This is a genomic window from Microvirga medicaginis (assembly GCF_052658925.1).
Window position 1 is genome coordinate 1 of record NZ_JBQWEL010000005.1, and the last position, 22,559, is coordinate 22,559.

General features: G+C 61.6%; 14 protein-coding genes. 7 read left to right on the plus strand and 7 right to left on the minus strand.

The genetic code is table 11. The annotated features are described in order from the left end of the window. Positions 1 to 86: 86 nt before the first annotated feature. Both ACUXUR_RS08580 and ACUXUR_RS08585 read right to left on the minus strand, forming a co-directional pair. Positions 87 to 989, minus strand: a complete 903-nt coding sequence (locus ACUXUR_RS08580) for an MBL fold metallo-hydrolase (protein ID WP_445501933.1) — start codon at positions 987 to 989, stop codon at positions 87 to 89. A 93-nt stretch (positions 990 to 1,082) separates the two neighbouring features. Next, positions 1,083 to 3,602, minus strand: coding sequence for an ABC transporter ATP-binding protein (locus ACUXUR_RS08585; RefSeq protein WP_445501934.1), 2,520 nt, complete (start codon positions 3,600 to 3,602; stop codon positions 1,083 to 1,085). A 168-nt stretch (positions 3,603 to 3,770) separates the two neighbouring features. On the opposite strand from ACUXUR_RS08585, the gene ACUXUR_RS08590 reads away from it, so the two are divergent. Further along, positions 3,771 to 4,325, plus strand: coding sequence for a tetratricopeptide repeat protein (locus tag ACUXUR_RS08590; protein WP_445501935.1), 555 nt, complete (start codon positions 3,771 to 3,773; stop codon positions 4,323 to 4,325). Positions 4,326 to 4,459: 134 nt separating this feature from the next. Further along, positions 4,460 to 4,957, plus strand: coding sequence for an MmcB family DNA repair protein (locus ACUXUR_RS08595; protein ID WP_445502161.1), 498 nt, complete (start codon positions 4,460 to 4,462; stop codon positions 4,955 to 4,957). 56 nt (positions 4,958 to 5,013) lie between these two features. Here the strand turns inward: ACUXUR_RS08595 and ACUXUR_RS08600 are convergent, their stop codons facing one another. Together ACUXUR_RS08600 and ACUXUR_RS08605 are read right to left on the minus strand one after the other, a co-directional pair. Beyond that, complete coding sequence (locus tag ACUXUR_RS08600; protein WP_133239247.1) at positions 5,014 to 5,571, minus strand: ActR/PrrA/RegA family redox response regulator transcription factor; 558 nt, start codon at positions 5,569 to 5,571, stop codon at positions 5,014 to 5,016. An 81-nt stretch (positions 5,572 to 5,652) separates the two neighbouring features. After that, positions 5,653 to 7,008 carry an ActS/PrrB/RegB family redox-sensitive histidine kinase gene (locus tag ACUXUR_RS08605; protein WP_445501936.1) on the minus strand — a complete coding sequence of 452 codons (1,356 nt, stop codon included), beginning with the start codon at positions 7,006 to 7,008 and terminating at the stop codon, positions 5,653 to 5,655. A 234-nt stretch (positions 7,009 to 7,242) separates the two neighbouring features. Here ACUXUR_RS08605 and ACUXUR_RS08610 point away from each other — a divergent pair, with 234 nt between their 5' ends. After that, complete coding sequence (locus ACUXUR_RS08610) at positions 7,243 to 8,484, plus strand: polyhydroxyalkanoate depolymerase (RefSeq protein ID WP_445501937.1); 1,242 nt, start codon at positions 7,243 to 7,245, stop codon at positions 8,482 to 8,484. 97 nt (positions 8,485 to 8,581) lie between these two features. Further along, positions 8,582 to 9,325: a M48 family metallopeptidase gene (locus ACUXUR_RS08615; protein WP_445501938.1), complete on the plus strand. Its 744-nt coding sequence runs from the start codon at positions 8,582 to 8,584 to the stop codon at positions 9,323 to 9,325. Positions 9,326 to 9,593: 268 nt separating this feature from the next. On the opposite strand, the gene ACUXUR_RS08620 is transcribed toward ACUXUR_RS08615, so the two are convergent. Next, a complete protein-coding gene (locus ACUXUR_RS08620) occupies positions 9,594 to 14,909 on the minus strand; it encodes a hypothetical protein (RefSeq protein ID WP_445501939.1) in 5,316 nt (1,771 codons plus the stop codon). Between the two features lie 559 nt (positions 14,910 to 15,468). Between ACUXUR_RS08620 and ACUXUR_RS08625 the strand changes: the two genes are divergently transcribed. Continuing rightward, the gene (locus ACUXUR_RS08625; RefSeq protein ID WP_445501940.1) at positions 15,469 to 16,656 is read left to right on the plus strand and encodes a multidrug effflux MFS transporter; all 1,188 of its coding nucleotides are present in this window, start codon (positions 15,469 to 15,471) and stop codon (positions 16,654 to 16,656) included. Here ACUXUR_RS08625 and ACUXUR_RS08630 read toward each other — a convergent pair. Continuing rightward, positions 16,653 to 18,791, minus strand: a complete 2,139-nt coding sequence (locus tag ACUXUR_RS08630; protein ID WP_445501941.1) for a transglycosylase domain-containing protein — start codon at positions 18,789 to 18,791, stop codon at positions 16,653 to 16,655. The genes ACUXUR_RS08625 and ACUXUR_RS08630 overlap by 4 nt on opposite strands. A gap of 139 nt (positions 18,792 to 18,930) precedes the next feature. Here ACUXUR_RS08630 and ACUXUR_RS08635 point away from each other — a divergent pair, with 139 nt between their 5' ends. Beyond that, positions 18,931 to 20,172, plus strand: coding sequence for a cation:proton antiporter (locus ACUXUR_RS08635; RefSeq protein WP_445501942.1), 1,242 nt, complete (start codon positions 18,931 to 18,933; stop codon positions 20,170 to 20,172). Between the two features lie 3 nt (positions 20,173 to 20,175). On the opposite strand, the gene ACUXUR_RS08640 is transcribed toward ACUXUR_RS08635, so the two are convergent. Further along, positions 20,176 to 21,615, minus strand: a complete 1,440-nt coding sequence (locus ACUXUR_RS08640; RefSeq protein ID WP_445501943.1) for a UdgX family uracil-DNA binding protein — start codon at positions 21,613 to 21,615, stop codon at positions 20,176 to 20,178. Between the two features lie 395 nt (positions 21,616 to 22,010). Between ACUXUR_RS08640 and ACUXUR_RS08645 the strand changes: the two genes are divergently transcribed. Next, the gene (locus tag ACUXUR_RS08645; protein ID WP_445501944.1) at positions 22,011 to 22,556 is read left to right on the plus strand and encodes a TRAP transporter small permease; all 546 of its coding nucleotides are present in this window, start codon (positions 22,011 to 22,013) and stop codon (positions 22,554 to 22,556) included. The last annotated feature ends 3 nt before the right edge of the window (positions 22,557 to 22,559 follow it).

The following is a 22,559-nucleotide window of genomic DNA, read 5'->3' on the forward strand; positions in this document are numbered from 1 at the left end:
GAAGGACATCGAAAAAGCCCGCTTGAACATTTCTGCTGGAGCATTGGCTTATCGACGAACCGGTGTCCACTTCGCCCGACAATGCTCTAAACGGCGGGCACCTTAGCGGCCTTGGGCCAATCCGCAACCGCCTCTCTGCCGGAAGCGTCCAGGATGATGGATTGCCGTTCGCGGGCCACGAAGGCTGTCGGCATCACGGCCTTCATCTCGGTTTCCATGGCGCGGATGAAGGCGTCGTCATGCCCCGGATAGAGATGGAAAATGGCCAGAGCCTTCACGCCGGCGGCCTTGGCGAGATCTACGCCCTTTTCCCAGGTGGAATGGCCCCAGCCCCGGCAGCGCGGATATTCGGCCTCGGAGAACATGCCGTCATAAATCATGAGGTCGGCATCGCGCACGAAATCGGTGAGACCTTGATCCGGCCAGGCTTCGCTGTGCTCGACGTCGCTGATGTAGCAGATGCTGCGATTCCCATGCCGGAAGCGGTAGCCCGTAGCACCGCCCGGATGGTTCAGGGAATGGGTCTCGACGCGGGCGCCGTCGTCGAAGGTCAGGATTTCTCCGGCCTTGAACCCCACATGCTCGAACCGGGCCGGGAACTGGCCGAGGCGCACCGGAAAGAGCGGCGGCGAGAACAGCTTGTCGAGAGACTCCATGGCGCTTTCGCCATCGAGATTGCCGCAATAGGTGCGCACTAGGCGCTCTTTGGTGAGCGCCGGCTTGAAAAAGGCCAGGCCGCCCACATGATCGAGGTGAAGGTGGCTGAAGAGGATATCGATGGTGTCGGGGACATCCTCGCCGAGCGCACTGCCCAATGCTGAAATTCCCGTTCCGGCATCGACGATGAAGAGACGCTGGCCGCAGCGGATCTCGACACAGGCCGTATGACCGCCGAATTCCATGAACTGAGGGCCGGAGGCGCAGGTGGAGCCGCGGATACCCCAGAAGCGGACCTGTAGCTCGTCAGAAGATGCAACTCGGCTTACCATCGCTGGATCATGCCCAACCGAAAACCCCATATCTGTGCGATAGCACACATGATGAGATGACCCCAGGCGCCGCCGGATAGCAAGTGCGGGCTTTCATGCACTCAAGGCCTCCGGCTGCCTGATGCGGGGAGCCACCACGGGTTCGCCCCGCTCGAAACGGATAACGGCGTCGAAGGGCGGTTGATCCATGATGGGGGAAACCGAAGGCGTGACGACGACGAGCCCACGCCCGACCATGGCGCGGCGAAGCGCTGCCACCAGCCTATCGGCGGCCGGACCCGGCAGGCCATCGAGCGCCCGTTGAACCACGAGAATGCTCGGCCGGCGCACGAGACAGCGCACCAGATCGACGGCCGCGATTTCGGTGAGGCTGAGATCATCGCCCTGAGGGTCGATGGGCAGGTCGAGGCCGATGCGGGAGACCTCGCCGTCAAGGCCCCGCTCGGTGAGGACGCATCGGATGACACCCTGCACAGCTTCCGCCGCGCCGGCCTGATCGGCGGCGATGCGCCCGAAGAGCAGGTTATCCTGCACGCTCGCGGCCGAGCAGAAGAGCGCCTGATCGTAGAACTCGATGGAAGGTCTGAGGCTCACCGGCAGCATGCGGGCGAAATCCGCCCGTGCCGTGAGAATGCGCGCTTCGAGCGCCTCATCGAGAAGGCCCAAGCGGTGGCGGCTTTCGTTATAGCGGAGGGCGAGGCCGATCAGGCGCTCCTGATCGCGTCCGGGCCGGCGCTGGCCGCTTTGGCGCTCCACGAGATCCTGAAAATAGGCCCTGTCGGCAGCCGAGAAGAACGAGAAGCGTTCGAAGAGAGGATGTCCATCCGGGATATCGGCAAAAATCTCGATCATGCTCGATGCGATGGACAGGCCGATTTGGCTCAGGATCTTGGTGAGGTCGTTGGCCTCGAGAATGGCCCGCACGTAAGGATGCGCGGAAAGCCTGTCCTCTCGGAACGTGTCGCCGACCGGCTTTCCGAACAGCAGGTTTTCGCCGATCGTGGCGTAGCGGTTGTAGCGAGCGGCATCGAATGGATCGACGAAACGGTCAAGCTGCTCCCGGGCCAGCGCCGCCTGAACGAAGCGGCGGGCCTCCACGATAGCCGCTGCGATCGCGGGTTCCTTTCGGGGATCGAGTGTGCCGGACAGGCCGCGTGCATGGGTGAGGCGGTCAAGACCCGTGATGGCAATGGCTTCCGAGAGCCGATGCTCGAGTTCTTCTGCCGGCGCCTGGCAGCCATAGAGCAGGTTTTCCTTCAGGCTGCCTTCGATCAGCACTGTCTCACCGGCAAAGGCGATGCGCTGACTGCGCTCATAAGGATTGGCCTCGACCAGATCCACGCCGCCATAGGTCATGCGGCCGACGGAAGGGTGAATCTGTCCGCTCATGAGGGCGGCGAGCAGACGAGAGCCGGAATCGCCATCGCCCACGAGAGCGACATGGGAGGGGAAGGCGAGGTTCAGATTGACGGAGGTGATGCGCGCGCCGCTCGCCGGGTCATAGGCCGAGACGCCCTGCGCCACGAGGGCACCGTTTTCAGGCAGTGACGCCTTGCCCTTCCTGATGTCACGCGGCTTAAGCGCGGAAAGGCTCTGTGCCACGTCGGTGAGCAGAGCGCGAGCCCGCAAGGCCATGCGGTGCCACTGCACGAGTTCGCGGACGCCGTAAGCCGCGAGCGCGGAGGCGAGAGCACAGGCTGCCACCATGCCTGCCGTCAACGGGTGAGATCCGGCGAACCATGCACCAAGCGCCAGCACCGCGACGGGTGCGAGCATCAGCACGATGGCAGCGGTGGAATCGACGAGTGCCAGACGGTACTCGCGCCGTGCGACGGGGCGATGGCCTTCGATGAGGAGATTGTGCACCCGGTCCCGCTCATAAAACCCCGTGCCATGGGCGCGCATCGCCGGAATGCGGTGTTCGAGATCGGCCAGAATGCTTTCGGCGCTCTCGCCTTCCTTGTGGCGTGCGGCCGTCGCATCAAACCGCAGCAGCGCGCGGCGAGCATTCAGGATGGCGCCGACGCTCAGGGCCACAGCCAGAGTGGCACCGAGATACCAGTTCATCGCGAGCACATAGGCAAACGACAATCCGATCATGCCGCCGAGCTTGACCGGGACGAACAGGCTCAATCCCAGCACCGAGTTCTCGCGGGCAAGCCCATGGGCTGCGAGCGCCGTCGCCGTCGAGAGATCGTCCTGCGCCGAAGGCGGTGCCTTGAGGATGGCTTCAAGGGCCAGGGCGCGAAGCTTGGCCAAAGCCCGCGAGCCAATGCTGACCGCAATCCCGTCGACGGGGATCAGCAGCAGCGCAATCAGAATGGGAACAAGCAGGATGCCGCCGATGGAGGCAAGCGTGAAGGTCTCCGGGCTGAGCGCGATGCCTGAAAACAGCACGAGCGATTCCGGCCAGAGGCTCGCGGGTGGGGTGAGGACGATGCGGAGCAGGGCGGGTGGAGCAGAAACTCCCCCTGCAACGGCCCGGTCCACCACGATGCGGATCAGCTCGAGCCCGACGAGCAGGCAGAAGCCGGCCAGTGCCAGAAGACAAAATCCGAAGACATGGCGAATCCGAGAGGTCTTCCACGCCAGGCGCAACGGGTCGCGCTCCATGCCACCTCCCTCGACAGTTTTCTCGTTGGTTGAGCTTTGGGAGTGAAACTAGCGAAGCCTGGGCCGTCCGACCAGCCTAAACTCCGCAATTGGCCCCTCGCCGCCCCTGCCTTCGCGCCTATCTCACCTTTCCTGCAGTATTTCCAGAGAGGGAGATCGGGCTCCATTATGTCGTCGTCCCTGCCGGTCGATCCCGTTTTCCAGCTCATCCTCGAAACACCCGGCCGCACGCCGTCTTCCGTGTTGCCGAGCCGTTTGAATGGTCTTTTCAAGGAGCTGGCCGATGTCGATTCCGTCACGCCGGTCGAGGAGGTCGAAGAGCAGATCTGGACGCTCTGGGGCTCTCACGAGGATCGGCTGGCAGAAGAAACCCTGGCAGCGGCAGTTGAGGCCATCGCGTCAGGAGAGTTGCAGAGGGCGCGGCCTCTTCTCGATCACCTCGTCATCAAGCATCCCGATTGGGCGGAGGCGTGGAACAAGCGCGCGACGCTCGCTTATATCGAGAAGCGCGATGCGGACAGCCTCTTCGATATCGCTCAGACCTTGAGACTCGAGCCCCGCCATTTTGGTGCAATTTCCGGCTTCGGCAACGTGTGCCTGCGTCATGGGCATCTCAACGAAGCCCGCGCGGCTTTCCAGATCGCTCTTTCCATCAATCCGCACATGGAAGAGCTGCGTGACATGCTCGAGAACCTCTCCCCGCATAATCTGATGCTGCATTGAAGGCTGCTGAGGGAGCAGAGCGGCGGCCACCATGAAGCGCTCTCCTCATCCTGAGGAGGCAGGATCGAAAGAGCTGTCTAATGCGCGACATTCCTGCCGTTGCAGCCATGCGCGGAGAGGCTACTCTGCGTCCCATGCCCGATTCGTCCGCAGCCCGTCTCTCCAACATCATTCTTCCCGCCGATGGAAGGCAATCGCCTGTCGCCGCCGGAATTCAGCGTGGTGTGCGCCGACTCTTTGCCGAGTTCGGCCATGTGACCCTGCCGGAATTCACGCTCGCCAATGGCAGGCGCGCCGATCTCATTGCCCTGGCACCCGACGGAATGCTCACCATCATCGAGATCAAGTCGAGCGTTGCGGATTTCCGAGCCGACCGGAAATGGCCGGATTACGAAGATTTTTGTGATCGGTTCTATTTCGCCGTGCCGGAAACGGTGCCCTTCGACATTCTGCCGGAGGATCGCGGGCTCATCATCGCGGACAGTTTCGGCGCAGCGGTGATGCGCGAATCGGCACATCATCCGCTTGCCGGTGCGCGCCGCAAGGCGGTGACGCTCCGCTTTGCCCATGCGGCGGCCGCCGCCCTGCATGCCTTGGCCGATCCGGACAGAATTGCGGACGGACGCCTGTAAGGACTGGAGCACCGTGTGGAAAGTAGACCCGGTTTTCCGCTTTTGGGTCCGATGCTTTAGCGCGGAGCGCGCTTGGCGAGGATGCGCTGCAGCGTGCGGCGATGCATGTTGAGCCGGCGTGCGGTTTCCGAGACGTTGCGGCCGCACAATTCATAAACCCGCTGAATGTGCTCCCAACGCACCCGGTCCGCGGACATGGGATTCTCCGGCGGCAGCGCACGCTCGCCCGGCTGGGCCATGAGAGCCGCATGGATCTCGTCCGCATCGGCGGGTTTGGCAAGATAGTCGAAGGCACCCATCTTTACCGCCGTCACGGCGGTGGCGATGTTGCCGTATCCGGTGAGAATGACGCCCCGCGCATCGGGGCGGCGGTTTTTTAACCGCTCGATCACGTCGAGGCCGTTGCCGTCGCCGAGGCGCATGTCGATCACGGCAAAGGCCGGAGGATTGGTTTCGATCTCGGCGATGCCGTCGGCCACGCTTTCGGCCACGCGCACCTGATAGCCGCGGCCTTCCATCGCGCGGGCGAGACGGGTCGAGAAGGGCCGGTCGTCATCCACGATCAAGAGGCTCTTGTCGGCACGATCCTCGAACGCAACAGGCGCGTCGGCCATCAGAACTTCTCCTTGCATAACGGAACAATTCCTTCCTGAAACGGGCCGATCGGGCCCGTCCTCAATATGGGAATTCTTCCTCTATTCTTTGAGAGACCCCTTGGATTCTCCCTGCGGCGAAATTGCCGCACCCTGTGCAAACGCGTGACGCGGCCAAACGATCCGTGCGACCGCTCCTGTGGCAGGTGGCGCGGCATTGGTCAGAGTCAATTCGGCGCCCGAGCGTTCGATCAGCGTCTTGGCGATAAAGAGCCCTAAGCCCAACCCCCCTCCCTCGTCATTGTCGGCTTCCGTGCGCTCCGCCGCGCTGCGGGTCGTCACATAGGGTTCCCCCACCCGCAGCAGGATATCGGGCGCGTAACCCGGTCCGTCATCGCGGATCTCGATGAAAACCTCGTGAGGTGTCCACGAAGCCTCGATGGTGACCTGGCTCGCAGCGAAGTCGGTGGCATTGTCGAGAATGTTGGAAAGGCCATACACGACGCCAGGGTTGCGGCGGCCCACAGGCTCGGGTCCTTCGCCGTGGGCCAAGACCCGTACATCGAATCCGACGGCCCGCTGCGGTTCGACGATCTCTTCCACCAGATGACTCAAGGCAATCGTTTCCAGGAAGCCTTCTTCCTCCTCTCCCATGGAGGTGAGTTTGGTGAGGATCGAGCGGCAGCGATCCACCTGCTCCTGCAGGAGCCGCAGATCGTCCGCCACCGGGCCGTCCTTCGGCAGGGCATGGCCAAGCTCCTTGGCCACGAGCGCGATGGTGGCCAGTGGCGTCCCCAGCTCATGGGCGGCGGCGGCGGCGAGACCGTCGAGCTGCGAGAGGTGCTGTTCGCGGGCGAGAACGAGCTCCGTTGCGGCCAGCGCCTGCGCGAGCTGGCGTGCCTCCTCCGCGACACGCCAGGCATAGATGCCGGTAAACACCGTTCCGAGAAGGATCGCCGTCCAGATTCCCGATACGTAGAGGAAGGGCAGGCTCAAGGTTTGCCCCGGAAACCATGGCAAAGGCCTGTGGGCAAGCACGAGAAAAGTGGCGGAGCCCACCGCGAGAAGGCCGAGAGCGAGAGTTCTCTCCGGGGTCAGCGCCGTCGCCGAGATCAGCACAGGCGCGAGGAAGAGCATGGCGAAGGGGTTTTCCAGTCCGCCCGTGAGATACAGCAACGCCGCCAGCTGCAGGATGTCGAAGCCGAGCAACGCCGTGGCGGCATTGTCGCTGAGTCGGTGGCTTGCCGGATACTGGATGCGCAGCAGCAGGTTGGTCCAGACCGATGCGGCGATGACGAGAAAACACAGCTCGAAGGGCAGCGGGAATCCAAGGCCGAAGCGCACGCCTGCGACAGCTGCCGCCTGTCCCACGATTGCGAGCCAGCGGAGCCTGACCAAGGTATCGAGGCGCAGCTGGCGGGGAGACGGTTTGAGACTATTGGCTGGGATGGCGACCATGAACGAACAGAATAGGGTTAAAAAAACTGTTCGCCAAGCAACAGCATAAAGGCAGAAAGTCCTAAATTGTCGCCGGAGGGATGCTTCGGAGGAGGTAAATCGCAGGCGTTTTCGGCTATCACGACAATGGTGTTGCAATAAGCGGAAGGAACTTTAATCTTAAAATTACGGTTGAGGATAAAGCCTACCCCGCGGTGCGGGAGAAACCAGGCGCCCGGCCTTTGGGGACATGTGATGAATTTTTCTTATTACTGGTACGATACGGCGCATTGGCTCCTGAGCCCCGCCCGCGCAGCGTCCGATATTACAAAGCTCTTCTTCGACAACCCCGTCAACCCGCTCAACAACACGCCCTACGGCCGCACCGTTTCTGCTGCCTGCGAGCTCTTCGAGCGCACCACCCGCCGCTATACGAAACCTGAATTCGGCTTGGCTACCACCACCCTCGGCAACCAGGAGGTCGCCGTTACCGAAGAGGTCGTGTGGGAGCGCCCCTTCTGCCGCGTGATTTCCTTCGAGCGCGACCATGCACTCGCTGCGAATCAGCCTAAGCTTCTGATCGTCGCTCCCATGTCCGGCCATTACGCCACATTGTTGCGCGGCACGGTGGAAGCCTTCCTGCCCACCCATCAGGTGATGATCACCGACTGGGCCGATGCGAGCATGGTGCCGCTTTCGGAGGGCCGCTTCGATCTCGACGATTATATCGACTATCTTAAAGCCATGTTCCGGGAGTTCGGCCCGGACCTGCACGTGATGGCCGTGTGTCAGCCGGCGGTTCCGGTCGTGGCAGCCGTTTCGCGGCTCGAGGCCGAGGACGATCCGGGTATCCCGCGCTCCATGATTCTCATGGGCGGCCCCATCGACACCCGCCGTTCGCCCACCGCCGTGAACCGGCTGGCGGAGGAGCGCGGCATCGAGTGGTTCAAGCAGCACTGCATCGTGAAAGTGCCGCCGACCCACCCGGGCTTCTGGCGCGATGTCTATCCGGGCTTTCTGCAGCTTTCCGGCTTCATGGCCATGAATATCGACCGGCACCTGACGGCCCATTGGGAGATGTTCAACCACCTCGTGGAAGGTGACGGCGATTCGGCCGAGAAGCATCGCGACTTCTATGACGAATACCTCGCCGTCATGGACCTGACCGCCGAGTTCTATCTCCAGACGGTGGAAACGGTGTTCGTGAAGCATCAGCTGCCGAAGGGCGAGATGATGCATCGGGGCGAACCGGTGGATCTCAAGGCCATCCGCCGCTGCGCCATCATGGCGATCGAAGGCGAGAGGGACGACATTTCAGGTGTCGGCCAGACCCTGGCGACCCTGGACTTGACCCCCAATCTCCCCTCCGACAAGAAGCTCTATCACCTGCAGACCGGGGTCGGTCACTATGGCGTCTTCAACGGTTCTCGTTTCAGGGCTCAAATCGCTCCTCGAATCGTTGAATTCATTGAGAATCACGGCCGAGAGGCAGCCTGAAAGGCCACGTCAAGAGCCGGATCCTGTTCTCCATACGTTCTTGGGAGCGGCAAACGGCTGCGCTGACAGAATCGATGTGAGCGGGCAGATTGCGGACATGAAATCCGCTCTGTTCCGCCGCGTTCCTGCGGACCCGCCTCATTTGAAAGTCTCCCATGAGGGCCAGTCATTTAAAGTGGCTCTCAAACGGCGTCCGACTGCCAAGCGAATCACGCTGCGCGTCTCCCACGCGACGGGCGAGGTCGTGCTCACCATCCCCGAGCGCACCGATGTGGGCCTAGCGCAAAAATTCGCTGACAGCCACAGCGAGTGGATCGCAAGCCGTCTCGCCAAGGTGCCTGACCGGGTGCTGTTCGAGCCGGGTGCGCTCGTTCCCTTACGGGGCGTGCCGCACCGCATCGTCCATTGGTCCTCGATTCGGGGTGTCACTCAGGCGACCCGCGACAATGCGGGTGAGCCGATCATTGCGGTGGCGGGCGAAGCCGTCCACGTCGCGCGCCGCGTGCGCGATTTTCTTGAGGCTGAGGCCAAGCGCGATTTCGCGGTGGCCGTGAAGAAGCATACGGCTCAGCTTGGCATCCCGGCAAAGCGCATCACCGTGCGCGATACCAAGAGCCGCTGGGGCTCCTGCTCGGCCAATGGGGCGCTCAACTTCTCTTGGCGCCTCATCATGGCTCCGCCCTTCGTGCTGGATTACCTCGCCGCCCATGAGGTGGCGCACTTACGCGAGCTCAACCATTCCCAGCGCTTCTGGAAGATCACCTACCAGCTCTGCCCGCGCACGGACGAGGCGGAGGCCTGGCTCAAGACCTATGGCAGTGCCCTGCACCGCATCGGCTAGAGCTTTGGACGAGAAAAGGGGACCTGCACTTTCGGATTGATCCGATGCTCATTCTTGAGAGGAGCGCATCGTTGGACGCGGAAAACCGGAGGTCCGCGTCAGCGAAAAGTGGACCTGGTTTTCCGCAAAGAGCGATGCGCCACGCCGAAGTCCTGCGCGCTCCGAAAGCCGAGCGGGTTCAAACAAGGGCTGTGCAGCGGAGGAAACTCTGAGACACGGAAGGCGGCTCTTCCAGAGAAGAGTCGCCTTCACGCCGATCGAGCTCTCGTCAGATGACGTAGAAGCTGGCGTGCGTCAGATCTGGCTTTGCACCATCTGGGTTGAGCGTGGCGAACAGGACCGGCCTGATATCTCTCGTTGTACCGCCGGTGCCATCCAGGTCATAGAAGAGTTGCCCCGTCGCCCGGTCGTAGATGATCCGGTCGTCCTGATCCCGTGCTTCGGTGCCGAGCACGAAGACGCTGGCATCCAGCTGGCCAAGTCCGAGGCCGCTGAAGATCTTGTGCGACAGGCAGATCCGGTCTCCCTCGGCGATGCTGAAATCAAGGATCGTGTCGGCGGCGGTCTTCATCACGGCCGTATCGAAGACGAAGGCATCCGCCCCCGCACCGCCGGTCAGCAGATCGCGTCCCTCACCGCCATGCAGCGTGTCGTTTCCGGCCGCACCATTGAGAGTGTCGCTTCCAACGCCGCCGCGGATCACGTTATCGCCGGCATTGCCGACCACATTCTCGCGACGCAGATCTTCCAGGGTGATCGTGAAGGTCCTGTTCACGGTCTCCAATCCGTCGCTCACGGCGACGGTAACCGTGAACTGAGCGTGCTGCTCATAGTCGATCTTCGTCGCATCCTTGACCCGCAGTTGGTTGCCCGCGAGTTCCACGCTACCACCGGCATTATCCAGAAGAGTGTAGGATAAAGCCGTTCCATTCGGATCGCTGGCCGAGACCAGCCCGATGACTTGCCCTTCAGCAAAATTCTCCTCGACAAGGGAATTGGAGAGCTGAAGATTCGTCGGAGCCTTGTTGATGTCGGCAACCACGATGGAAATGCCGCCGGAGGTATGGCCCCCATGCCCATCCGATGCGATCACGTTGTATGTGAAGGTGGAGTCCTGCGAGACCTGGATGAGCTTCGGATCGCGGAGGACGACCACATTATTGACGATCTCGAACCGTCCATCCGCGCTGATCAGGCCGTTGGAATCTGCCAGAGCTTCACTGAAGGTATAGATGAGAGCATCGCCGTTTTGATCGATGGCCGAAAGAGTGCCGACCTGGCTTCCAGCATTTGCCATGTCGCTGATCGAGCCGTCCGTCAGCTGGGGTGCGGTCGGCGCAATGTTCGAGGCTGTGGATGCGACCGAGACGTTGCTGTTCGGCTGACCCTCGACCCCGTTGCTGTCGATGACGGAAATCGTGAAGCTCGTCGTTTGCACGGAGCCGACCGACGCAATGCGATCCTCGGGGTCGAACTGCAGAGCCTGGATCGCCGCCTGAACCTGAGCCGCCGTTCCGGTCACCGTGTAGGTTCCGGCGCTCTTGTTGTATGTGCCGATGCCCAGATTCGTGAACTCACCCTCCGTGGCGGTGTCCATCGTAACGGTGACCGTCACCGTCGAGCTATCGTCCGTGATCGTCACATTTGCGAACGGCGAGGCTATCTCCGTATCCGCTATCGTTACCGTCACGGGAGCATCGGCTCCACCGATCACGGGGGCTAGGTTCACGGTGTGAACCGAATCCACACTGATATTAGTGTTCGGAGCGGTCGACAAGCCGCCCGCATCCGTCACCACGATCGAGAAGCGAGAGGTCTCGATGCCGTTCTCTGCGTCAGGACGATCGCTCGGGTTGTACTGCAGGGCACGGACTGCCGCCTGCGCTGCGACCGCCGAACCGGTGAAGGTGAAGATACCCGTCTGCGCATCATAGGCACCACCATTCACCGGCACCAGAACGCCCTTGCCGGCGGCATCGAGCGTAATCGTCACGGTGATTGTATCGTTGGCGTTCGTGTCTCCGATCGTCACTGCGGAGAATGGAGTGGCGAGATGGGTGTTCTCGTCATCGGCGATCGTCACGGTCACGACCGGCGCGTCGAGCGTGGGAGCGCGGTTCGTCGCCGTCGCATTCACGGCGATGTTGGTATTCGTCGCCACATGGGTGCCGTCCGAAGCCGTGATTGTGAAGGCGGTTGTCTGGATGGATCCTACCTGCGCATTCGGGCGATCCTCGGGATCGAACTGCAGAGCCTGGATCGCCGCCTGAACCTGGGCCGCCGTTCCGGTCACCGTGTACGTTCCGGCGCTCTTGTTGTATGTGCCGATGCCCAAATTGGTAAATTCGCCTTCCCACGGTGAATCCATGGCGATGATAACCGTCACGGTCGGGTCATCATCCGTGATCGTCACATTTGCGAAGGGCGTTGTCAGGTCGACGTCGGTAACGGTCACCGCCACAGGGGCATCAGCGCCTCCGATGACAGGAGCCGCGCCTGGAAGCGTACCGTGAACTGAATCCACCTTGATGCTGGTGTTCACATCGCTCGACAGACCGCGGACATCGATGACTCGAATCGAAAACGTGGTGGTCTCGATGCCGGGCTCGCCATCACGATCACGCGGATCGTACTGCAAGGCCCTCAGCGCAGCTTGGACAGCCGCAACGGTTCCCGTGAACGTGTAGAGGCCGTTTGCATAGGTGCCTCCGCTGCCCGGCACCAGAACGCCCTTGGCCGGATCGTCGAGGGATACCCTGACGGTTACGGTATCGTTGAGATTCACATCGTCAATCGCGACTTCGGAGAAGGGTCGCGCAAGGTCATCGTTCTCGTTGTCTGTGATCGTGACCGTCCGGGCCTGCGCAACAAGGGTCGGTGCCTGGTTGGCGACCGATGGGTTCAGCGTGAAACTCGTACTGGTCGACGTGAAGCTGTCGTCAGTCACCGTAATGGTGAACTTCCTTGTAAAGGTCGAACCGATCTGACCGTAGGTCGGAAGGTTCGCATCATACTTCAAGGCCCAGATGGCTGCCTGAACCTCGGCGACGGTTCCGGTCACCGTATAGATTCCGTTGACGGCATCGTAGGACCCGATGCCGAGATTCAGGAACTCGCCGCCGCTCGGGGAGTCCATCGCAACCGTCGCTGTGATTCTCGCACTATCGTCGGAGATCGACAGCTTGGTGAATGGGTTTATGGGACCGGTGTCATTGTAAGTGATTGTATCGGAGCCTGAAATGATCGGTGCTGTACCCGCAGGAAGCGTGCCGTGAACGGAATTGACGCGAATGGTGCTGAACGGACCATTGGAGAGGCCCCCGGCATCAGTCACGTTGATGGTGAAGGTAGTCGTCTCGATGCTGCCGGGTTCGGCGCCCATGCGATCCGTCGCATTGAACTTCAGCGCCCGCACGGCTGACTGCACGTCGGAGGCCGACCCGGTAAACGTGTAGACGCCCGTAGCAGTGTCGTAAGAGCCTTTTGTGAAGACCAAAGAGCCCTTAGTTGGCAAGTCCAATGTGATCGTCACAGTGACGATGTCACTTAAATTCGTATCATTGATCGCAACGTTGGCGAACGGCGACACAAGATTGACGTTCTCCGTGTCGACGACGGTGTAGGCTGCCGACGGGGCAACGAGGATCGGCGTCCGGTTGGTGGCAACGATGTCGACGGAGATGTTGCTGTTGGGCGCCGACGTAATGCCACGATCATCGACAACACTGATCGTGAAGGTCTCCGTCCTGATGCTTCCGACTGCCCCGGACGGGGTTTCCGCTGGATCGAACCGCAGGGCCCGCAGCGCCGCCTGCACCGTCGCAATATCGCCGCTGACCGTGTAAGTGCCGGCGATTCTGTCGTAAACTCCAGGGCCGAGATTGGTGAAGAAGCCCTTCTGCGAACCTTGAGAGGGTGGGGTCATCTGAACCGTGACTTTCACCCATGCACCGTTGTCCGTGACTGTGAGGTTTGAGAAGGGTGCGGCAATGCCCGTGTCCGCAATGGTGAACCTTGTCGGACTCGATGCGCCGAGGATCTCCGGCGCGCGGTTGCTGTAGTCGATGGTGCCTTCGCCCACGAGAACCACGTTCTCGATATTGGCCAGCTTGAGATGATCGTAGCCTCTGACGGATACGTAGACGGTATCGGTGCCGCCACCGGCCAGCTCCGTCATGGAATCGTTGATGTCGTCCACGTAGTAAGTATCGTTGCCGCTGCCGCCTACCATGCTGTCGGCGCCGATGCCGCCGTCGAGCGTGTCGTCGCCGTTCCCGCCCTCCAGCGTATCTCTGCCGCTGCCGGCCAGAAGATTATCGTGACCGTCTCCGCCCTTGAGAGAATCATTATTGGCGCCACCGTCCAGCGTGTCGTTGCCGATGCCACCATCGAGCATATCGCTGCCGTCACCACCGTCGAGCACATCGTTGCCGTCGGCTCCCCAGATGTTGTCATCGCCGGCAAGACCCGTCAGGCGATTGTCCAGCGTATTGCCTCTGACGTAGTCTCGTCCTCTGGTGGCGACGAGATCGTAGACGATCCCCGGAGTAATGTTGTCTTCTCCGAGCCTGTCGAGGTCCGTAACCGTACCGCTCGAATTGTTCTTATACTTGTAGACATACCCCATCTCCAGGTCTGCTGAGATGAAGCCAGCGATATTGTGCCCAAGGGTATCGAGCCATACGAATTGGTCGTAGCGAAGGGTTGTCACGCCGTCGACTGTAATCCCGTCGCTCCCCGCCGACCCGTAAACCACGTTGGTCCCTGATCCTGTATAGAGATCGTCGTTGCCAGCTCCGCCATACAGGGTGTCATCCCCGGCGCCGCCGTCCAGCGTCGCAGATGCGTCGGCAGCCCTGATCAGGTCGTTGCCGTCGCCGCCGATCACGTAAGAGATCGATTGCAGGGTGTCCGTGCCCTGCCCCGTGGCGATCCCCGCCCGCAGATCCACCTGAACGGCATCGGCACCTTCGAAATAAGCTATTCCGCCGATCAGGACGTCGTCGCCCTGACCGCCGATGAGAAGATCGAGCCCCCACGGGTCGCTATCCCCGCCCATAAGCGTATCGTTCCCGGCTCCGCCGTAAAGAACGAACTGGTCCGGCGTATCGCTCGCATTGATGATGTCGTTTCCTCGGGATCCGACCAACGCCTCGATTTGAGCATAGCTGTCGATGGATCCCCAGGTGTCCTTTCCCGTCATTGACGCATAGGTCCGGCCCCCATAGGTCCAGGATGAGGCCGTCAGATTGACCACGATGCCCGCACTCCCGGTCTCCGTCTCGTAAGAGACCGTGTCGTACCCGTCGCCGCCATCGAGCGTGTCGCCGCCCTGCCAGCCGATCAGAAGATCGCTGTCTTCATCTCCATAGAGCTTGTCGTTGCCGGTGCCGCCCCGCAGAGTGTCGTCTCCAAGCCCCCCATGGATCGTGTTGGAGGTAGTGCTGCCATGGCTGCCGAGATCGTTGTTGCCGGAATCACCGGTGATCACGGCCTGAGTTCCAACGCTGGCGATCCCGAACCCCGTGGTGTCCTGCGCCGATGACTCTTTGTCAGCCTCAACTGGCAGAGCGATATCAGACAAGACATCTCCTGACTGGATGACGATAAGATCAAGGGCAGATTTATCCATTGGAAACACCCTTCCATAGGCTTCTTGGAGCCAACACGTTTCAACGGATCATACGTGAACTGTTATATTGTACATGCTCCCTGAACAAACAGGTGCTTTGTGAAAAAATGCAAATTGGAATAATGTTCGGAAATTTGGCTTAGAGATCAGGTATTTAGCTCGTAAATAGGATATCGCAAAGATGGTTTGCGAAAGGGCAAAATGCGCTAATCGCCAGCAATGCCAACCACTTAGCGAGCCGGCGGAGATTCGGAATAAAAGCCGCCTCATCTGAGATTTGCTACTTACAGGTGCAATTCCGCTCTCCCTGCAGGAGCTGAGGCTTGGGTCGGGAAGCGGCAACGGCATGCATTGGATCCGCTGGCCTATTTCGAGCGCGCTTATCCCTCTCCCGGCTGATTGCCGAAGCCACGCTGAGCTTTCGTATGAGGGATTCGCAATGGCTTAAGCTCGTGACAGACGGTGCTTTTCGGCTTAGTCCGAGCCCCACTCTGTCTTTGCTGTGATCATCATGCTCAAGCCCGATACCCTGGCCCTCACCGTCGTCCTGGCGCTGCTCACTGCGCTCGGTCCTCTCTCGACGGACATGTACCTGCCTTCATTGCCGGCGATTGCGGCGGGTCTTCAGGCGAGCACGGCACAGACGCAGCTCACGCTGTCGGCCTTCCTCTTCGGCTTCGCGGCAGGGCAGTTCTTCTATGGGCCGATTTCCGACCGGGTGGGACGCAAGCCCGTGCTGCTCTTCGGGCTCGGCCTCTTTGCATTGGCGAGCCTCGTTTGCGCGCTGGCGCCCAACATCGAGGTCCTCATTGCCGCCCGCTTTGTTCAGGCGCTCGGCGCATCAGGCCCTATTGTGCTGGGACGCGCCATCGTACGCGACTTTTACGAGGGGCCTCGTGCGGGACGGGAATTGTCGCGCATGGGGACGATCATGGGTGTCGTGCCGGCGCTTGCGCCCGTTCTCGGCGGGCTGATCGCGCAGTTCTATGAGTGGCGAGTCACTTTTGGCGTGATGCTCGTCTGCAGCATGGCGCTGGCCGCAACTGTTCTGCTGCGCCTGCCTGAGAGCATCCGCAGGAAATCCGATGCACCGATCTCCTTCGGCTCGATCTTGAAGGGCTTCGGGACGCTGCTGCAACACCCCGGCTATCGCACCTATGTGAGCTTTTCGATGCTCGCCTATGGCGGTCTCTTCGCTTTCATCTCCGGCTCATCGTTCGTGCTGCAGGGCGTCTACCATCTCGATGAGTTGTCTTACGCCTTCTCCTTCGCCTTCATGGTCGTAGGCTATATCGGCGGCACACTTTCTGCGCAGCATCTTGTCGGCCGATATGGCCTGGACGGCACAATCCGTTTCGGCGTGACGAGCCTCGCCATCGGCGGCGTGCTGATGATTGCGCTCGTCGTCTCCGGCGTCCCGTCATCCTTCGCAATCACAGGACCGATGGCGATCTACGCATTGGGCGTGGGCCTCACCATGCCGCAGGCCATGGCCTCGGCTCTCATGCCGTTTCCTGAGCGCGCGGGCGCGGCCTCGTCATTGCTTGGCATCTGCCAGATGAGTTTTGCCGCCATCCTCGGCATCGTATTGGGGCAGAACCTCGGCGCCTCCGCGCTGCCGCTGCCGGCCGCCATCGCGACCACGGGCGTGCTGGCGCTTCTGGTGTTCGCGGCAACGGGTCGAGCGCGGAAGGCTTAAAGCCCGAACAGTTTCTCGAAGAAGTTCTTCTCGCGCACGCTGGCCCGACGCTGGGGCTGGGGTTGCGGCTGAGCCCAGGCGTCGCCGCCATTACCGACAGTGGCATAGCGGGGATCGCCGCCGGTATCGGCCATGGGCACGTCGTCGCGGAAGCGCTCACCGCCCGGCAGAGCCACAGGCTGCTTGTCCTTCAGTGCGATCTTCATGAAGTTGTGCCAGACTTCTGTGGGCAGATTGCCGCCGGTCACGCGCTTCGTCAGTTCCCCGTCATCGTTGCCAAGCCAGACGCCAGCGACGAGATTGCCGGTAAAGCCGACGAACCACGCATCCTTGTAATCGTCCGTCGTGCCGGTCTTGCCGGCCATGGGCCAGCCCGGAATCTGCGCCTTCCGCGCGGTGCCGATGACGAAGGTGTTGTGCATCATCTCGTTCATCATCGCGACGGCGGATGGGTCGATGACGCGGCCGAGGCTGCCGGCAGAGGCCGGGCGCTTGTAGACGATCTTGCCGTCGAGGGTCTTCACCTCGGTGATCACGTAAGGCGTCACACCGATGCCGCCATTGGCGAAGGCCGCATAGGCGCTGACCAGTTCGAGCGGCGTCACTTCGGAAGTGCCCAGCGCGAGCGAGCCGTTGGCCTGAAGCGGGGAGGTGATGCCGAGCCGCTGCGCCGTCTGCACCACGGCCTTCGGCCCGACCTCCATGTTGAGTTTGATGGCAATGGTGTTGAGCGAGAGCGCCAGGGCATCGCGCAGGGCGATCGGCCCGCGGTACTTGCGATCATAGTTCTGGGGAGCCCAACCCTTGTAGTTCACCGGGGCATCCTCGAGAACCGTATCGGGCGTATAGCCCCGCTCGATCGCCGTGAGATAGACGAAGGGCTTGAACGACGAGCCCGGCTGGCGGCGGGCTGACGTGGCCCGGTTGAACTGGCTCGTTTCGTAATTCTTGCCGCCCACCAGAGCCCGCACGGCGCCGTCCGGCTGCAAGGCGACGAAGGCGCCCTGACTGACATTGAACTTCTGCCCTTTGGCGTTGAGTTCATCCACGAGCACCCGCTCCGCGGCAGACTGCATCATGGGGTCGATGGTGGTGAAGACCGCGATGTCCGTGTCGATGGTGCCGACGAAATCGTCGAGCACATCCATCACGTAATCGGCCGCATAGTTCGCGGAACCCGCACCGTTCGGGCGCACGGGTTCGGCGGGCTGCCCAAGCGCGGTCTTGCGCATGTCCGGCGTGATGAAGCCGAGCTCGTTCATGGCCGCGATCACGAGTTCCGCGCGCGCCTGCGCCGCTTTCGGATTCCGGTTGGGCGCAAGGCGCGAGGGCGATTGCACAAGGCCTGCGAGCACGGCTGCTTCGGAGAGCGACACATAACGCGCGGACTTGCCGTAATAACGCTGGGCGGCGGCCTCGACGCCATAGGCGCCCGCGCCGAAATAGACGCGGTTGAGATAAAGCTCGAGAATCTGGTCCTTCGAGTAGTTGCGCTCCAGCCAAAGGGCGAGGATCGCCTCCTGGATCTTGCGGGAGGCGGTGCGTTCCTGCGTGAGGAAGAGGTTCTTTGCCAGCTGCTGCGTCAGTGTCGAGCCGCCCTGCAGGCCGCCGGAACGGCTGAGGTTGCGATAGGCCGCACGGGCGATGCCCATCGGGTCGACGCCGAGATGATCGTAGAAGCGCCGGTCCTCGATGGCCACGAAAGCCTTCGGCAGGTAGGGTGGCAGCTCTTTCAAGGTGACGGTGCGTCCGCCCGTCTCGCCGCGATTGGTGATCAGCGAGCCGTCATTGGCCATGATGGCGATGTTCGGTGGCCGCTTCGGAACGGTGAGCTGGTCGATGGGAGGCAGCTGCGAGGCATAATAGGCTACCACGCCGCCGAGGGCGATGATGCCCCAGAGGCCCAGCACGACACCGGCATAGATCAGCTTCCCGAGAAACGAGCGGCCCTTGCGCTTGGATTTCTTCGAGCGCGAGCGTCGGGGCGGCCTGTCCTCGTCATTCTGCCTAGAAGCACGCCGTCTTGCCATGGATCCCCCTGCCCGGTCTTCGGGCGAGAGGTAGAAATCCATCTCCCCCGCTTCCGTAGCGGGCGCATCGAAAACCGGCTCCCGCCGGCCACGTCCGTTCGCCACGTCTTTTAAAACCCCGCATTCTGTGAACCGGTCGATTCCGGCCTTTTACGCTCTGGAGCACCCTAATTGTGGCGGTTTAAGGGGCAGTTAACCTCCTGAGACACTGGAACTGCCGAGTCTACACAGCGTTCGCTGCCTTATGAGTGCTTACATCGTCGTGCTGGCCGGTTTCGGAGTCGTCGTCCTGCTAACCGCCTGGCTTCCCATGGTCCTGAAGGAGCTGCCTCTGTCCCTGCCGATCTTCTGCGTGGGCCTGGGCGCACTCATCTTCGCCATTCCCGACGTTCCCGGCGTGATTCCCCATCCCAGCGAACAAATCGCCTTGGTCGAGCGGTTGAGCGAGCTGGTCGTGATCATATCGCTCATGGGGGCGGGCTTGAAGATCGACCGGCCGTTCGGCTGGAAGCGATGGAGGCTCACCTGGCGGCTGCTTGGCATCTCCATGCCCCTGACCATTCTTGGTCTCGCCTGGCTCGGGTACAGCCTTCTGGGCTTAAGCTTGGCCGCGGCCGTTCTGTTGGCCGGGGCGCTCGCACCGACCGATCCTGTGCTCGCAAGCGACGTGCAGGTGGGACCGCCGGGCGGGGGGCAGGAGGACGAGGTGCGTTTCACGCTGACCTCGGAAGCGGGTCTCAACGATGGCCTCGCCTTCCCCTTCATCCTGCTCGCGATCACCTTCGTCCATGAGATCACCACGACAAGCGTGGCGGACTGGTTCGTCTATGCGGTGATCTGGAAAATCGGGGCTGGCATCGCCATGGGCTATGTGGTCGGGCGCGTTCTCGGCTGGCTCACCTTCCACCTGCCGAACCGAGCGAAGCTCTCGCGCACCGGCTCGGGCTTCGTGGCGCTCGGCATCACGTGCTTGGCTTATGGGGCGACCGAGATGGTGAAGGGCTACGGCTTTCTCGCCGTCTTCGTCGCCGCCCTGGCGTTGCGCGCGACCAAGCGCGAGGACGCCTATCATGAAAAGCTCCACGATTTCGCGGAGGAGTTGGAGCGCCTTCTCATGATGGTGCTGCTCGTGCTGCTCGGCGGTACCATGACGGGCGGGCAGCTGTTTCGCGCGCTGAGCTGGGAGGCAGCGGTCTTCGGCTTGTTGGCGCTGTTCGTCATCCGCCCGCTCGCCGGATGGATCGGGCTGATCGGAACCCATCCTCCTTCTGGTGAGAAACTGGCGATCAGCTTCTTCGGCATTCGCGGCCTCGGCTCGATCTACTATCTTGCCTATGCCCTGAACCATGAGGAATTCGACAATGAGGATGTCCTTTGGAGCACGGCGGGCTTCATCATCCTCGTCTCCATCGTGCTGCATGGCATCACGGTGACGCCGGTAATGCGCCGTCTCGATCACCGGCGAAAGCTCGCGGCACGAGCGTAAGACCTACTCCGCCGCGAGCGGCAATTCACCCGTCTCCGGATCGGCTTGTGCCAGATCGTGGATACGGCGAAGGTCGTTGACGAAAGCCTCATAAGCCTCGCGCTTCGAGGCCTCATCGGGCAAGCGCAGCAGATAGCTCGGGTGCACGCTGATATAGCCGCGCCAGGGGCCGAATTGCGCGCGCCCGCGCGAACGGGAGATTGGTGTCGATTTGCCGGTGAGCGCGAGAAGGGCGGTTCCGCCGAGCGCCACCACAAGCTTGGGCCGCACCAGCTCCAGCTCCTTCATCAGCCAGGGCCGGTAATGCTTCACCTCGCCTGCTGTGGGCTTCGAGTGAATGCGGCGATGGCCGCGCTGCTCGAATTTGAAATGTTTCACCGCATTTGTGAGATAAGCCTTCGAACGGTCGATACCGGCTTCTTTCATGGCCTTGTCAAAAAGCCTGCCTGCAGGTCCCACGAAGGGGCGGCCCTGCAGATCCTCCTGATCGCCGGGCTGTTCGCCGACGAAGGCGATATCCGCATGTTTGGGCCCTTCACCGAACACGGCCTGCGTGGCGCCGGGCACCAGCGGTCCTGCCTTGGCAATGATGGCGTTGAGTTCGTCGAGCGTCTTGGGCTCCTGATCCCACATGGCTTCAAGAGCGCGCTCCGGCATGCGCTTGGCGGGCATGGTCGCCTCCTGTTCGATCATGGTATCAACGCGTTGAGAGGCGGTTTGGATCAGGCCGGGAATAGGGACGGTTTCCGGCAGGTTGCGCCAGTACTTTTTAGGCATCTCCGCACGCGTGGCGGGGTTCACCCGCGCGGAATTGAAAACCCTCTCGTCATAGCCGCGCCAACTCTCCTCGAAGCCGTCCTTCGAGGGCGCATCCTCACGCTGGGCAGGCGGGCCGAAGGTCAGTTCGTGCCGGCTCCAGCGCATCGAGCCGATGGGCGTGAGGATCGTCCAGTCGAGAGAACGGAAGCGGTCAATGAAAAATGGAGCCGAGGCCTCAAGAATGAAGTGCTCCGGCTCATACCAGGCAGCAAAGCGTTCCAGATGCTCACCCTTCATGCGCCGGAAGCGCACGAAGGCATACATCTTGTGAAGATCGCGCCTGACCGCATGCGCCATCATGTCGATGCAATGGACCAGCGGATCACTCGCGATCTCCAGAAGATCACGCTCGCCGTTCAGGACACGCCAGACGAGCTGGTAGAGCAGGGCATAGCGCTCAGGGTCCCTGTGGCACACGCCAAGCTCAATGAGGCGTGCCACGCTTCGCGGCAGCGAAACGGGTGGTGCGCTGCTCATGCCCTCGTCTCCAAAAAGGCCCGATGTCTCATCGAGCGACCAGACGATGTGCTGCGGCGCAAGCTCCTCGGCGATCAGCCAGCGCACGGCCCGGCGAAAGCCGTCGAGATCCGCGCCGTCTTTCAAGGTGATGCAGTGCAGGCTCATGCATTTCCCCTCTCGGCACCCCGGACGAAGTACGGCGAAGATCCAGAATCGTGTGCAGAACAGGATGCCATATCGGTCTTGTGCCCAGGCACGCGGAAAGAGGAACAGGAGGCATCGTATGTCGCCGCATCCGCCAGGATGCGCGGCTTGCGGCTGAGCGTCTCGTCCATGGAATCAAAGGCCTTCCGCTGGATTGTTCGTGCTTTGTTCTAGCACGGAAAAGCAGGCGAGGCGAGGGAGAGAGACGTGGGCGGGAGGTCGCATGCGGATGCAACTGCCCAAAGCTCTGGCGGGAAAGATGCATCCTTCAGCACCCTCGCCCATCAAGACCCTTGTCCTAGGCTTGCCGAACGGTAATCTCATTTCACGCATTCCGCGCGGAAAGAATGTTCTTGATGATCCGCTCCGTTCTAGACGGCCTTTATCTTCTCGCCGGCTACCTCGCCGGTCTGTTCCTCATCCTGATCTTTCTCCTGATGATGAGCCTGTCGCTTGGACGGGAGGTCGGAATCAATATTCCCGCAGGCGATGACTTTGCCGCCTGGTCCATGGCTGCCATGGCTTTCCTCGGTCTTGCTCATACCTTCAAGTCAGGAGAGCTGATCCGCGTCGGGCTTATTCTCGAGCGGTGGCCGACAGGGGCGCGGCGCATCGTCGAAATCCTTTGCCTTCTGATCGGCACTGCAGTGATCGGCTACTTCGCCTGGTATGCCGTGCAGATGACCTATGACAGCTGGCGCTTCAACGACATCTCTCAGGGCGTGGTCGCGGTGCCGCTCTGGATCCCGCAGCTCGGCTATTCCTCCGGTCTCGTGATTCTGGCCATTGCCTTCCTGGACGAACTTGTTCATGTGCTGGCGGGTCATCCGCCTCGATACGAGAAGCCCCCTGCGGCTACACCTGAAGAGGTCGTGGAACGCGCCATCGAGAGCGGGATCTGAACA